This is a genomic window from Sneathiella aquimaris (assembly GCF_026409565.1).
Lineage (GTDB): Bacteria > Pseudomonadota > Alphaproteobacteria > Sneathiellales > Sneathiellaceae > Sneathiella > Sneathiella aquimaris.
This window is the reverse complement of sequence record NZ_CP112881.1, coordinates 664,454-680,054: the sequence shown is the minus strand read 5'-3', so window position 1 is coordinate 680,054 and position 15,601 is coordinate 664,454. Positions and strand designations below refer to the sequence as shown.

Genomic DNA, 15,601 nt, shown 5'->3' with positions numbered 1-15,601 from the left:
ATGAAAACTGAGAGAGTGCTCAACTGTGAAGATCCAACGATTAGCTTTTCTAATTTACTTAGAAAAAAATCGATAGGGAATGTGGTGGAAACCCTAGAAAGCAGATTCAATAGGTCAAATGTCTATTACTGTGCAAATGCCCGGACCGGTATTTTCGAAGTCATGAAACAACTAGATTTTCAAGAAGGCGATGAGATTTTGATGCCTTCGTTTAATTGCGGATCGGAGGTTGATCCTGCCATAAAGGCTGGTGCAAAGATCGTGTTATACAGTATCAATATAGACACAACTATCTCTCTAGAAGACATAAAGGCTAAGGCAAGTGAAAAGACAAAAGCGATTTACATCATTCACTATTTTGGTGTCGTCCAACCAAACATAGCGGAAATCTGTGAATACGCTGACCAGATAGGCGCTGTTGTAATAGAAGATTGCGCATTATCTCTCTTTTCTGAACTCAATGGTCACCCTGCCGGAAGTTTTGGCGCTTATGCGATATTTTGTTTCTACAAGTTCTTTCCTTCAATCGGGGGAGGCGCACTTATCGATAATACAAACACGATCTCAACTCATTTCAGCAATTCTCTTCCCAAATTATTTGTAGAAAAAGCTTTAGTCAGAGCTGGTTTGCAAACTCTCTTAGGCAAGAACCTCTACTCTAAACTCATAGCTAAATTAAAACCTGACGCTAACGAGCCGAATATTTCATCAGCAAAAGATCAAACTGATTTTCCAGACATGCCTCAGCACTATTACTACAAAACGGCTTTTAACAACTCAAAAATTAGTAGCATCACTAAAGCACTATTGGAACGCTATGACCCTGATATAACAAGGGAAAAGCGAAAGCAGAACTTCGAATATTTAGCAAAAAAGACGAAAAACTTAAGCGGAATGTCTCCTTTGTTTTCTGAAATCACATCAGAAACCTGTCCTCTTTCGTTCCCTATACTTGTAGAGAAGCAAGGTTCTGTTTGTGACGCATTAAACGTCGCGGGTATCGCAGCGACACCCTGGTGGTCAGGTTTCCATTCACAGTTAGATTGGCAGGACCAAAAATCAGCGTGCTTTTTAAAGAACCACTTGGTCTCTCTTCCTATTCATCAATACCTTGATAGTGTACAAATTGACTACATGGTTAAAACGCTTGAATTCATTCTAAGAGACCTTAAAGCAGCACCCGCCTTTATTCCAACAGGTAAAAAACATGCAAATTGAATGCTTCAAGTCTCTCGACGGGCCGTTACAAATTGAATGGGAAGGTTTTTTGGAGAATTCTAAAAATCAGCATCCTAGACAACTCCCTGTTTTTGCAAATATTGAGAAAGCGGAAGGAAACGCCTGCTACTTCTTAATCGGTAGAAAAGAAAACACGATTAGCGCGGTTGCGTTAGCCAGCCTTGTTCCCAGCCGAATCTTTAAAAATAAATTCTCACAAGCCAATATACTAAGTGGGCCGATCATTAATAATGAGGATGATTTTTATTCGTTTATCAATAACCTTAAAAAACAGACTATTTTTAAAAACGTTGGCCGATTGAATGTCTCCCCTTATTGGTTAGAAGAAGACGCACTAATCGCTCATCGAGTTTTAAAGGATGCGGGCTTTTCTTCCGCCGAACCCCAACCATTCCGCAAAACCGGCATTGTTGATTTAACTAGAAGTGAAGATGAAATTTTCTCTGCCTTTTCAAAAAGTGCACGTAGAGAAACCCGAAGGGCTGAAAGGCAGGAAATCACCGTACAACCAATTACTGACAAGTCGACATATCTCGAATTTCTTGCACTATTAAACAATCTTAGAAAAAATCGTCACCTTTCCGAGTTAGACTCACAGAGCATGGCTTTCTCGTTTGAAAACTTTTACAAAAAAGGCGAAAATGGGATCGTTTTATGTGCCTTGCATGAAAAAACTGTGATCGCAGGATTGCAAATATATAGAAGTAACGTCACAGCCCATGGACGTCATTTTGCAGGTGATACAGAAAAGCTTAAAGAGCTTAAAAACCTTAGAATCTCTCCATTACTATGGCTCGAAGGTATGAAATGGGCAAAAAAATCCGGATGCCACAGGTTTGACTTGGAAGGATATGATTCAACAGTAACCTCTGACAACTCCCACTATTATATTTACAAATATAAGGGAGAATTCTCACCGGCAGAAGTTAAGCGCGTCTCCGAACATTATACCGTGACAAACCGCGCACTACATTTCCCGGGACATCTAAAAACTAGAGCGAAAGAAATCATCAAACGCATTCTACGCAGATAAGCTGTGATCGTCAGGTAAATCCCGAAAGAGGTCAAATGCCTAATATTAAACTAGTGCAGAAAAATATTTTGTCACTGAGGATCTTTATTTTGATTGCAATGCCAATCATTTTGTTGGCGACAAATGTTACCGCTAAAAATATTTATGTTGATATAAATCGCGCTCCTTACGCTGGTGAGAACGGAAGCCAGCAAAATCCCTGGTCCACGCTTAAAAAAGCAATGTCTAAAAACATTCTGGAGTCGGGAGACACACTCATATTGTCGGGAGGAAATTACGGAGCACTAACGATCAAGAACCGTAAAAATAAGAAGCCGGTAACAGTAACATCGGCCAAAGGGGAGAAGGCTGAATTCAGCAGCATCCTAATTAATTCGAGCCAAAACTGGGTTCTCCATAACCTAAAAATCAACGGATCTCTTGCGAAAGACTACAAGAAAACCAAACTTGTCCTTATTGACAAAAAGAGCAGCTCTATTTCGCTGACGAATCTCAATATTCAGTCTATTCCTGACGCGTCACGATGGTCGCAAAAAGACTGGCATGAAAAAGCCTCCGACGGAATTCGTTCCAGCGGAAGAAACGTGAGCATCTCAAACAACCTACTTACCAATGTTGGAAACGGTATTACCGTGATGGGAGAGAACTCAGTTGTGAAGAACAACGTTATCGATCAGTTTTCAGCAGATGGAATGAGAGGTTTAGCGAACGATTTGTTGTTCGAAGGCAATACCGTCAAGAACTGCATCAAAGTAGATCAAAATCATGATGATGGCTTTCAATCCTGGTCCAGTGGACCCAATGGACGAACGGGACGAGGAACAATCTCTAACGTGGTATTAAGAGGAAACACGTTTATCGGATCTGACAATCCAAACGCCAAATTTACTTGCGCAATGCAAGGGATCGGCCTTTTTGATGGAATGTATGAAAACTGGATCATCGAAAACAATTTGGTCGTTGTTGACCACTGGCACGGCATAACAGTGATGGGCGCAAAAAACGTCCGAATTATTCATAATACTGTTATTGACCCTAACGACCGAAAACCGGGGCCCGCAAGTATCAAAATATTTAATCATAAAAAAGGGATGGCGTCTTCCGGATCTGTTATCGCTAATAACATTGCGGCTTCATTTGGAAAAAAGATCCCCGGGGTCTTCAGACATAGCAACCTACAAATTTCAAATAAAAACGAAATTTTTCAAGATCCTGAGAATTTTAACTTCAACCTAAAAGAAAACAGTCCAGCCCGAAAAAAGGCAAATATGCTGTTCAAAACACAAACTGATATTAAAGGCCGTCCCAGGCCCAAATCAGAAAGGAGTGACGTTGGCGCTTTCCAATACTCCCCGTCCCAATAACTAGAAGTATTGCTCTACAACATCGGAAATTGGCCGAATACTGCACCCTTTATTTTTTGCGTATTCTGCAGCAAATTTAAGGAGTTCAGGCGTAATGCCATATTTTGTCGGGTTTTCATCAACATCGTGAGTATAGAATATGAGCCAGCCCGAATCACGAATTGTCTGATCAATCAACTCTGTAATGACGCCCCTTGAAACGTCATCCGCATACAACGCGTTGGCTTTCAAACAGGCTAGGTCAATTTTGGAGACATTTATACCGTTGGCGATACCCCGCGCGGTAGCAAACTCACGAGCGGCTTCTTTTTTGGCCCGCATATTTATCGATCCAAAGGGATAAGAAAAATTAGTCCGATTAAGCTCCAAACCGAACTGTGATAAAAACTCTTTGCTTTTAGAGAACTCTTCCCTGATTTCATCTGCGGTTAGCTCTTCGCAGCGCACATGATTAAACAGATGAGACGCGATCTCGTGGCCTTTCGCCTTCAGGCCCATTAGATCTTCTAAACTGTGACAGATTGTGTTGTTTTCAAGTTTGTCGGTCAGGCCTCCACAAACATAATAAGTACCGCAAATCCCTTTACTTTCAAGAATTTTAGCGCCCCGGGTGATGGCGCTTTTAGCGCAATCATCAAACGTAAAACTCACTATTGGAGCGTTGAAAATCTGCGTCGATGTTTTCACAGGTGAAATACGCGCCAGATATCGGTTGATCTTCCGAGAAGCCCTATTAAGAAAATTTATCATTTATAATATCACCAAACTTAAGATCTTAATTTTAAGAGAAAGCGATACGCTCTTTCTGCCATACTGACTATGCATACATTCATTACACTTCCCGCTTGATATGGGCCAGCAGCTGTCACATCCGTGCCCTTAAACCCCTTCTTAAAATGATAAACACCTTTATTGCCTGCTGGATCTACTCCGCCTAGGTCATACCAATCGCAACCCAACTTTTTGGCATTTCGAATAGCGTACCATTGAAGAAGGTAAGACGCTTTTAGCTCATTGCCTTTCGGGTTAGACGCACCTAATAAATAAACCGCAGTATTCCCGACATAGCTTCCCACATGGGCTGATAGGACTTCATTGTTTTTCAGTGCGACTTGAACCAAAAACTTTTCATGTTCTGGAAGCTTGGTTTGAGTTTTTTCATAAAAATCCACATCAAGCGCAACACTAAATCCCTTTTTTTCTTTCAACTGTTCGAATAGTTTTTCAAATGTCTCGAACAAATCGCTTCCAGTTCCAGATAAAACTGTTAAATCATTTTTATCTGCACGATTAAGTTGGTTGCGCCATTTTCCGTGCAAAGATGCTCTTATTTCGTCTTCGGTTTTCGACACGTCGACCAAAAAGGTTCTGTAACATTCTTCTGGTTGAATTCGTCTGAAGTTATCGTTCTGAAAAACCCTGTCCCGCGCCGTATTCCCTTCTTCATCATAAATCGAACATTTCACCCTTAAAACCAGATTACGTTGCGCAACATATTCTGCTGTAAGCGCTTTCAGGCAAAACCTAAAATTCTCAAGGTTTTCTTCGGCATTTTGTTGTTTGAGATGTATCGGCCCCCCATTGATATAAGCGATGCCAGTTGGATACAACGGTATCTTTTTAATCCTGACATTGGCCATTCCGATAAGTTCATCCTTTAAGTAAATACCGACATATTCACTTATGGCACCTAATCTTTTTGCGCTTTCATTTCCGAACGCCCAAAATTGACGATAGTTATGATCTAGAAAAAGTTTAGTGAATAAATTCCATTCTTTTTCGGTGAGATAGTCAATCCTGAGATCCGTCATTTATCTTTCAATTCACTAAACAATTATAAGTGTTCTTTCTATTGACCTGCCTCTAAAGCCTCAAGCAAGTCGCTCCTGCGCAACGATTGCTTCCTGCCTTTTCATTTTTTTTGTCCGCTGAATAATCGTCGCGCCAATACTAACTGATGCCCCTAAAAGCAGATAAAAAGCGTTTTGCATTTGACCAAAATAAGAGACCGCGAGAAAATTCATACAATGAACAAAAAGGATGACCCCTGCCCCCCACATGATCCACCTGTCGCTTTTTTGTCTTGCAGCTTTGATACTACGTCCATAAAGCTTGAAGAGCGTGTATACGAACACGCAAAAAAGAATTAGGCCAAAAGCACCGCTCCTTACCCCTTCCAAGATAAACTGGTTTGTGACATCCTGCAGGCCGCGCCCCCAATGTGCTGTTGACTGGACACCGAACAGCCACCATTCATGGAAATGAGCGATCGACCGGTCGATCAAATAATAGCGATGCCAACCTGTCGAACCTCCAGTGATATCAATCCTAGAAATGAGATGCCAAACGGGTTTTTGCATCACCATATGCAAGGCGATTAATGTGAAAAAGGCCAGCCATCTAATCTGCGTTAAATATCCCCGAAACAAATAGAAACCCATTCCAATTACAACAAAAACCACCGACATGACAGGTGTTGAAGACGCTGAGTTTAATACAATGCCCAGAAAGCATACCGCGAACGTAATCAATAGAATTTTTGGTATTTGTTTTGTTATCCAGAAAGACCCCAGCCACGGCAACAATACCGCCCAAAAAACGCCTGCCATAATCGGATGAGAGAAAGGCCCCTGACAACGCAAACGACCGTCCCTGATCAAAGTATATTTTGGTACACCGCCAAAAATGGAAAACAGGTTTTGTCCCGTTGCTCGCTCAATTGAGAAAAACATAAACATAGGAATAGACGCGATGCCCAAAAACACCATTACGCGCTTTAAATCCAAGACATTTCTCACATATATTCGCCCGAGATAATATGACCCGACAGCGTCCAACATAAAACCTGTCCGGGTAATAAAGGCAGAAACTGTCCCGAAGAGGAGTCCATAAGAAAAAATCCCCCAAACCATCCAAAATATTATTGCAATATCAGGTGTTTGGCGCGTTAGACCCAGTTGTTCCTTTCTCATAAACGCCCTAAAGAGGGCTGCCATAACGAGAATTCGAATAAAACTGAAATCAATTGTTGCGACTACAATCCGTTGCGCACTGGGGATTGCCATAATCATAATCAGCAGAGGAAAAATAGCATACTCTCGCCGGACAACGAGCGTAGCTCCGGCACACACCGCCATTAGACCAAGACCGACAGGGTGTGCCGTCGTTTGATTTGCCCAATCAAGTGTCGCCATCTAAACACCGCCCTTAAAAAACCAGAACGAAACCCGTGCCATAATAATCGCCAAACTACTCATTTCGAGTTTGCCTGAATAATCTTCTCAAGAAAAACTGCAAGTTTTTTTGTAAGGTTTTTCCTCTCATAAGTGTATATCCAGCTATTTGCTTCTGGAGCAGGTTTTTCGCTTCCAGAAAACTGCCACATTTTTAGCAACTGATCCGCAATTTCCTCAGGATTTAAGGGGTTGGCCACAAATCCCCCTTCATACTTCCCGATAAGCTCTCGAGCATTGCCCTCTGGCAAGCACCCTAATATGGGTAAACCTGTGGCCATATATTCGTATGTTTTCCCCGGTACAATTCTACTTCTGGATAGACTTGCAGCACCATGCAGCGGTAAAAATAATCCGTCCGCAGATCTAATTTTCTTAACCGCTTGATCATGCGGAATATAACCACAAAATGTCACGATATTGCCAACCCGAGAAGCCTCAACCGATTCCCGGTCCATCTCTGTTGCCAATCCTAAACATTCAATTTTTAGAATTTTGGCAAGCGGTTCATTTCTGCTTTCCAATATCTCGACTGCCTTGAGCAAATGAATAAGGGTACGACCGGACGGGTCAATTTTCTCAGGCGAATATCGCAGCAAATGTTTCAATATGTCTTTCGGACTGGACCAATTCATTTTGGGCTGGGTGCATAAAGAACCCGAAAACATTAAAGTAAAAGTCTTTTTTGGCGCGCGGTCTTCGGGGGTCTCTAGTGGTCTGGTAAAATCCTCTTCGTCAAAACCGTTTTCGATGACACACAACTGTTTCTCATCCAATTGTTCAAAGTTTTCTAAAAAAAGCTTACCCGCCTCTTCAGTGTTTGCAACCACACCGCTCGCGTGCACTAACGCGTGGCTCATTTTACGGTAATTGAGCTGCCAATGCAGATACGTTTTCTGAGGTGTCCATCCATCCAGTATCCAGGGATCCCTTAAATCCAGTATCACTGGAACTGATGATCTTTTTCTAATTTCGTCTGCGGCAATGGTTAAGGAGAAAGGCGACATCGTAATAAAAACAGCATCAAAATGATCTTTATCGAGCAGGTCCAGGGTATATTTCCCAGCGGAAAGAGCCCAATTTTCAAAAGGATCAATTGCAAACTGACCAGTGGTTTTCCCTTTTTCAGGGATCCGGATTACAGATATTTGGCCTGTCTTATCATCCACATCATCAAACAAAGATAAGTCTTTAGGTTCCCAGCGGTTCCCCTCATCTATTTGTTCTTTGGTGAGGACAGTGACATCCCATCCATCTTTTGCAAGATATTTAGCAAACTTCGTCGGTCTCTGCGCACCTGCGCCACCGATGGGAGGAAAAAAGTAGGCTATTATTAGAAGCTTCTTCTTCACGCCTTCACCCATTCCTCTAATTTTTCATCCCAAATTTTCAGAACTTTAGCAGGTACGCCCCCGGCGACACATCTGGCTGGAATGTCCTTTGACACAACGGAACCTGCGGCGATTACAGATCCCTCCCCTATCGTGACCCCTTTTAGAATCATCGCTCTCTCACCCAACCACACCCCATTTCCAATTTTCACGGCGCCTACTGTTAATCCTGGTTTTTTTAAGGTCGGAGTGTTTACGTCCTGCCAGTTATGATCATGGTCACTGATATAAACACCAGAAGCGAACAAACACTCTGTTCCAATCTCGACAGAGTGTGCCGCAGCAATATGTACAAATGGATGGATAACCGTCTCGTCACCTATGTTCAGGACAATAGAGGATGGAGATGTTTTTAAGGCTTCAATTCGAGCCATTTTCCAAATGGTGACTTTACGTCCGACCTTTACCGCATCAAGGCCAGATAAAAGAAACGGCTTGCCGACATAACTGCCGGCACCAAACTGAGCGAACCGCCTTCCTCGAAAAAGAGATGAGAAAAGCCGATCAATTTTCGTCAGTACCCTCGAAAAGAATGATCTCTGTGACCGTGCTAAGCTTTCCATTACCCAGTTTTTCTTCCTGTTTTCTATTATGTATGTTTAATTCAGTGACGTTTCTGAAACGTTAAGCTATCAAACATAATAACAGGCAAGAAAGCACCTGAAAAAAAATCAGTGGCGCACAAAATAAAGGGCACTGTTGCCTTTCAGCGAACACTGCCCTTTATTCTGGATATATAAAAATATACTAGATTAAAAAGTCCGAATTATCGAGATCCTGAAGAGATACACCAACCAGCTCCATTTCCATGTCCGCTTCCAGGTCACCATCAAGGTCAATGGAAAGCATTTGCGTCTCTTCATCGAAACGCGCCTGACCGTTTCCAGTCGTCCGGTCGATTGCAATAAACTCATCATACTCGTCAATCATATACATGCGATCCAGCACTGTATTTTCCGCAGAGAAATCAATTACCTTGTCCAAAATAGTGACATCTGCAACTTGTCCGTCGAGCTCTTCACCCCAAAGCAATCCCCCAGCAGTCAAATCAAGACTGGCATCCTCGCCAATTTGGTATCCTGCACTTGACCCTGAATACACAACGGCGCCATCTAGCCATAACTCTAAAGTGCCAGCGCCGCTATCCAAAACCAGCTGCGTATCATGCCATCCAGTTTCGCCTAAAACATTGCCGATATTAATGGTATCCTGAGTACCATCCACTTTGCGCATCATGATCTGCATATCGTCATTAACAACCTTGATAGCGTACTGTTTATGATTGAAAACAACTGCCTGCTTTCCACCTGATAAACTGTTCAATTCAAAGGTGGCGCTCACGGTCAAATCTGTCATGCCAAAAAACTGATCCCCATAACCAAGGTTCACAACTCCAGCTCCGAAGTCACCCGCTATATTTGTCAATTGAGCATCGACGCTTTCGGTAGAGGCAGGCGCGCTAAATTCTGCACTTCCGATAAAATCAAACTCTCCAGAAATTAGTCCTTCGAGAGAGATTTTGTCCTCTCCTGTAGCATTGAAATCTTGAATGCTGTCGCGGTTTTGCTCTCCTGGAGCAGATTGTTTTCTGTCAGAGAATAAGAAGAGATCTTGCCCCTCTCCGCCCACAAGAATGTCAGCTCCGTTTCCACCAACGAGAACATCATCACCGCTTCCACCGATCAGTTGATCATCACCGTTTCCGCCGTAGAGAGTGTCGTCACCGCCCTCTCCATTCAAGGTGTCTTCTCCGGAGAAACCGTATATTATATCTGCTTCTTCGGTTCCTCTTATGTCATTATTCGTAGTGTTGCCCGCCAGGGGTTCGTCATTCGCCAAAAATACGGCGACTTCAGCCCCTGCAGAAAACTCAGAGTTGACCAAAAACCCATCTACGTCTGACGTCAAACGAACAAGTTCATTGGCAAACACTTCACTATAGGGCAGTAGACCGGTAGCATTGCTGGTTTCAGTCAAAATATTATTGATAAATTCAACCGACGAATCATCACCAACGACAGCCATCGTGTTTGTTATATTGTTTTCAACAACAGTGTTCTGGACGTCAAAAACCTTAATCCAGACTGGTAGTTGTGTGTCGGGCGGTGAAACGACTGTATTTTGGTTAATGGTCAATCCATCTGCATTATAAACCGTTATCCCATGGTAAGCCGACTGATAAACAATGTTGTTTTCAATCACTACATTTTGGAACGGCGATTCAGGATCAGTTTTCATAAAAATACCCTGCCCAGGATTACCATCACCCTGAACAATTACGTTGTCCCGAATAACAATATCCGTATTTGGAGGCATGTTCCGATTACCCGTAAACTGGATATTATCTGAATGATCTCCGCCTGTAGGATAAAGATCCTTAATCGTATTACCTATAACTTCAACGTGCTGAACACTTGTGAAATCAAATCCATCAGACCGAACATTGTGAACATAGTTATCCGAAACATTCAGGTTTTGCGTATAACTAAAACCTGCGCCATTTCCAAGATTAGTAAATTCATTATCTGTTACATCAATCCCATCAGAATTTTTTACTGTTAAACCAATGAAATTGTCTGCATGGGCCGTAGGGCTGTCATTGCCGAAGTGATTGTTCTTAATGTCAATGTTCGAGCTATGCGTAACTGTAAATAGAAACTCTCCCCACGATCCGTAAGGCGCATCTTCTGAATGGAAAGTAAGATTCTCAAATGTAATGTTTGTAGAATTCTTTAAAATGAGGTTCTCTAAATGCGCCGGGTTATTTGGATCGGCCGACGTAAGAGTAACGTTTTCAGGGAAAACAAAACCGTCTAATGTGAAGGGCTCATAATCGCCTGGACGTAACTTGATTGTCTCTCCGCCTACCGCATTTTCCATCGCCGCAACGAGCTCAGCGATGCTGCCAACCTCAATTTCAAGACCACCCCCGCCACCTGTTGGCGGGGTAACGACCACTTCATCTGCGCCATTTACCGTCACATCCACAGTATGCTGTGTGCCATCGGCACTCAAAACGGTGAAGTTTTCAGTAACATTGTCTCCGGTATTAAGGGCTTGGAGTTGCGCACTGTCTGTCGCGGTGTAGTTCCAGTTTCCATTGGTATCGATTGAGAAAGAACCGTAATCACCGGTCAATTCATCTGCCTGGAAAAAACTTTCGCCCTGGTCGGCATCGCTGACATTCAACTTGCCACTGGTGCTCATTGAGGCATCTTCGGTCACAGATCCAGTATCTGTGCCTGAAATAACCGCGGCATCTTCAGCACCATCGATCGTGATTGTTACTGTCTGTTCGGTCCCGTCCGCAGATTGAACCGTAAACGTATCGGTCAGTGTGTCTCCGACATCCAAGGCCTGTATCTGCGCGCTGTCATTCGCCGCATAGCTCCAACTACCATCGGCGCTAATGACAAGCGCACCATATGCGCCCGCCAGTGTCCCTGCCTGAAAATTGCTCTCGCCAGCATCTATATCTGTTACATTCAGTTTTCCAGAAGTGGCAAGCGTTCCGTCTTCCGCGACGCGCGCGGCTGTATCGCCCGAAATTTCGGCTGCTGTATTTTCTGGTGTTGGTTCTGGCTCTGGGTCCGGAGTTGGTGCAACCGCTGCCAGTTGAGAGGCCAAATCCCCTTCATCCATCGCATACATGCGTTCATATGTTGTCTGGCTTCCGTCGACATCCATTGCTTCCCCGACGATAGAGACATCAGCAAGTTGACCCTGCAAAGGATGTCCCCATTCGGTTTGGCCGGCAAAAACATCTGAGCTTGGCGCATTGGTCAATGCGATCGCATCGCTCGATCCAGTATAGGCGACTGCCCCGTCAACATAAACATTAAGAGAACCCGCCGCTTTATCCAGAACAACCTGGACGTCATGCCATCCCGTTTGATCAAACGCATCCGCAACTACCGCAACATCCATACGGCCGCCCGTATCGCGCAGGTAAACATATAAATTGTCCCCACTCAGGATCAGACCATATTGCTGCGTATTCCAGACCAGTGACTGAGTGCCGCCAGAGAGAGTATCCAGCTCAAATGTGGCACTAATCGTAAAGCTGTCCATACCATTGAGTTCAGCACCTCGACCAAAATTCTGCGGGCCTCCGAACTCAACCGCTGCATCGGATAAAAGTTCTTCCTCTGTTTGTTGCGGCACCTCAACAACAGGCGCCTCATCAGCACCGTTGATGTTCACCTGAACGGTATGCTCTGTGCCATCGGCTGTCATGACCGTGAAGGTTTCAGTTAAAACATCACCCGCATCCAGTGCCTGAATGGCCGCACTATCAGTGCCGACATAAGTCCAATTGCCAGCTGCATCGATGGACAATGTGCCATGGGCTCCGTTCTGACTGCCTGCCTGAAAGCTGCTTTCCCCTGCATCCGCATCGGATACATTCAGTTTGCCGCTTGTGGTCAGGCTGGCATCTTCCGTGACCGATCCCGTATCTGTACCAGAAATTTCAGCAGCATCTTCGGTTCCGTTGATGGTAACCGTAATGTCCTGAGTTGTGCCATCGGCTGTCATGACCGTGAAGGTTTCAGTTAAAACATCACCCGCATCCAGTGCCTGAATGGCCGCACTATCAGTGCCGACATAAGTCCAATTGCCAGCTGCATCGATGGACAATGTGCCATGGGCTCCGTTCTGACTGCCTGCCTGAAAGCTGCTTTCCCCTGCATCCGCATCGGATACATTCAGTTTGCCGCTTGTGGTCAGGCTGGCATCTTCCGTGACCGATCCCGTATCTGTACCAGAAATTTCAGCAGCATCTTCGGTTCCGTTGATGGTAACCGTAATGTCCTGAGTTGTGCCATCGGCTGTCATGACCGTGAAGGTTTCAGTTAAAACATCACCCGCATCCAGTGCCTGAATGGCCGCACTATCAGTGCCGACATAAGTCCAATTGCCAGCTGCATCGATGGACAATGTGCCATGGGCTCCGTTCTGACTGCCTGCCTGAAAGCTGCTTTCCCCTGCATCCGCATCGGATACATTCAGTTTGCCGCTTGTGGTCAGGCTGGCATCTTCTGTGACCGATCCTGTATCTGTACCAGAAATTTCAGCAGCATCTTCGGTTCCGTTGATGGTAACCGTAATGTCCTGAGTTGTGCCATCGGCTGTCATGACCGTGAAGGTTTCAGTTAAAACATCACCCGCATCCAGCGCCTGAATGGCCGCACTATCAGTGCCGACATAAGTCCAATTGCCAGCTGCATCGATGGACAATGTGCCATGGGCTCCGTTCTGACTGCCTGCCTGAAAGCTGCTTTCCCCCGCATCCGCATCGGATACATTCAGTTTGCCGCTTGTGGTCAGGCTGGCATCTTCTGTGACCGATCCTGTATCTGTACCAGAAATTTCAGCAGCATCTTCGGTTCCGTTGATGGTAACCGTAATGTCCTGAGTTGTGCCATCGGCTGTCATGACCGTGAAGGTTTCAGTTAAAACATCACCCGCATCCAGCGCCTGAATGGCCGCACTATCAGTGCCGACATAAGTCCAATTGCCAGCTGCATCGATGGACAATGTGCCATGGGCTCCGTTCTGACTGCCTGCCTGAAAGCTGCTTTCCCCCGCATCCGCATCGGATACATTCAGTTTGCCGCTTGTGGTCAGGCTGGCATCTTCTGTGACCGATCCTGTATCTGTACCAGAAATTTCAGCAGCATCTTCGGTTCCGTTGATGGTAACCGTAATGTCCTGAGTTGTGCCATCGGCTGTCATGACCGTGAAGGTTTCAGTTAAAACATCACCCGCATCCAGTGCCTGAATGGCCGCACTATCAGTGCCGACATAAGTCCAATTGCCAGCTGCATCGATGGACAATGTGCCATGGGCTCCGTTCTGACTGCCTGCCTGAAAGCTGCTTTCCCCCGCATCCGCATCGGATACATTCAGTTTGCCGCTTGTGGTCAGGCTGGCATCTTCCGTGACCGATCCTGTATCTGTACCAGAAATTTCAGCAGCATCTTCGGTTCCGTTGATGGTAACCGTAATGTCCTGAGTTGTGCCATCGGCTGTCATGACCGTGAAGGTTTCAGTTAAAACATCACCCGCATCCAGTGCCTGAATGGCCGCACTATCAGTGCCGACATAAGTCCAATTGCCAGCTGCATCGATGGACAATGTGCCATGGGCTCCGTTCTGACTGCCTGCCTGAAAGCTGCTTTCCCCCGCATCCGCATCGGATACATTCAGTTTGCCGCTTGTGGTCAGGCTGGCATCTTCCGTGACCGATCCTGTATCTGTACCAGAAATTTCAGCAGCTGTATTTTCTGCTGGTCCGTCCGGGTCAGTCGGCGCCGCTTCTAACGTAGAGGCGTTATCACCTTCGTCCATTGCATACATGCGCTCATAAATCGACTGACTTCCATCGATCTCCAACGCTTCATCTGTAATGGAAACATCGGCGATCTGACCCTGAAGCTGATGCCCCCAAGGAGTTACGCCTGCTGTCACGCCAGAATACTGGGTACCGCCCAACTGAATGTTCTCGCTTGAGCCTGAGTAGGAGTTCTCGCCATCGACCCAGATGTCCAGTGTGCCGGACTGATCATCAACAACAACCTGAACATCATGCCATCCAGTGCTATCGAATGCGTCTGCAACGGGGAAAACGTCCATGCGCCCATCGGTACCACGCAGATAAACATAAAGCGTGTCATTATGGATAATGAGACCATATTGCTGTGTGTTCCATACAAGGGCCTGCGTTCCACCTGACAATGTATCCAGCTCAAAAGTGGCACTTATTGTAAAGCTATCCATCCCGTTAAGAGAAGGATCCTGACCAAAATTTTTCGAACTGCCAAAATCAGAAGCCGCGTTTTCTAGCAATCCGTTTTCAGTGTCAGTGATTGTGGAACTCATCTTTTTTATTCTCCTGTAGCGTTATCCGACGAGATCGGAGGCGCATGTACATCAACTCAATATCAGGGGAAGGTAGTCTCAATTGATAAACAATTAGTTACCGGTTTTAAATATTGGCTAAAAAAATTGAACAATATTTGTCAAATAATCAGTAAAAAAATTACATAAAATTGTTTCAAAATTCACTTGATAGTAAAACCGTAATAAAAAGTACAACTATTACTTCACAATACGATACAAATAATCCAAAATACAAATAATTAGACTAATATAAACATATCAATACGCCGTAATTTTATAAAACTGGATTTTCTATTGTCGATATTTATTTTTATGTTTTTCGGCAATCCAACTTCTCTACTATCCATCACTTTGCGAAATTGAAGAAAAACCGAATAAACAAAAACACCCTCACAAAAAGCATGTCGGGTGCCCGCAAAATTGCCGCAAAAAAATCAC

At 44.6% G+C, this 15,601-nt stretch carries 9 protein-coding genes; 3 read left to right on the top strand and 6 right to left on the bottom strand.

Features of this window, described 5'->3' with window-relative positions; all coding sequences use genetic code 11:
• Genes OIR97_RS03065 through OIR97_RS03055 form a run of 3 tightly spaced genes read left to right on the top strand, consistent with a single transcriptional unit; the run spans position 1 to position 3,636 of the window.
• Positions 1-1,218, top strand: coding sequence for an aminotransferase class V-fold PLP-dependent enzyme (locus OIR97_RS03065; protein ID WP_169546207.1), 1,218 nt, complete (start codon positions 1-3; stop codon positions 1,216-1,218).
• Positions 1,208-2,272: a GNAT family N-acetyltransferase gene (locus OIR97_RS03060; protein WP_169546206.1), complete on the top strand. Its 1,065-nt coding sequence runs from the start codon at positions 1,208-1,210 to the stop codon at positions 2,270-2,272. Before OIR97_RS03065 ends, OIR97_RS03060 begins: the two co-directional genes overlap by 11 nt.
• A gap of 35 nt (positions 2,273-2,307) precedes the next feature.
• Positions 2,308-3,636, top strand: a complete 1,329-nt coding sequence (locus OIR97_RS03055; RefSeq protein ID WP_169546205.1) for a choice-of-anchor Q domain-containing protein — start codon at positions 2,308-2,310, stop codon at positions 3,634-3,636.
• Here the strand turns inward: OIR97_RS03055 and OIR97_RS03050 are convergent, their stop codons facing one another.
• From OIR97_RS03050 to OIR97_RS03015, 6 genes are all read right to left on the bottom strand, one after another.
• Positions 3,637-4,386: a polysaccharide deacetylase family protein gene (locus tag OIR97_RS03050; RefSeq protein ID WP_169546204.1), complete on the bottom strand. Its 750-nt coding sequence runs from the start codon at positions 4,384-4,386 to the stop codon at positions 3,637-3,639.
• 17 nt (positions 4,387-4,403) lie between these two features.
• Positions 4,404-5,447 (bottom strand): lipid II:glycine glycyltransferase FemX, encoded by a 1,044-nt coding sequence (locus OIR97_RS03045; protein WP_169546203.1) that lies wholly within the window; start codon positions 5,445-5,447, stop codon positions 4,404-4,406.
• Between the two features lie 60 nt (positions 5,448-5,507).
• Positions 5,508-6,830 (bottom strand): hypothetical protein, encoded by a 1,323-nt coding sequence (locus OIR97_RS03040; RefSeq protein ID WP_169546202.1) that lies wholly within the window; start codon positions 6,828-6,830, stop codon positions 5,508-5,510.
• A 59-nt stretch (positions 6,831-6,889) separates the two neighbouring features.
• Positions 6,890-8,233, bottom strand: a complete 1,344-nt coding sequence (locus OIR97_RS03035; RefSeq protein WP_169546201.1) for a glycosyltransferase — start codon at positions 8,231-8,233, stop codon at positions 6,890-6,892.
• Entirely contained in the window at positions 8,218-8,823 is a 606-nt protein-coding gene (locus tag OIR97_RS03030; protein WP_169546200.1) for an acyltransferase, read from the bottom strand. Before OIR97_RS03030 ends, OIR97_RS03035 begins: the two co-directional genes overlap by 16 nt.
• A 184-nt stretch (positions 8,824-9,007) precedes the next feature.
• Positions 9,008-15,142 (bottom strand): VCBS domain-containing protein, encoded by a 6,135-nt coding sequence (locus OIR97_RS03015; protein WP_323373291.1) that lies wholly within the window; start codon positions 15,140-15,142, stop codon positions 9,008-9,010.
• Between the last annotated feature and the right edge of the window lie 459 nt (positions 15,143-15,601).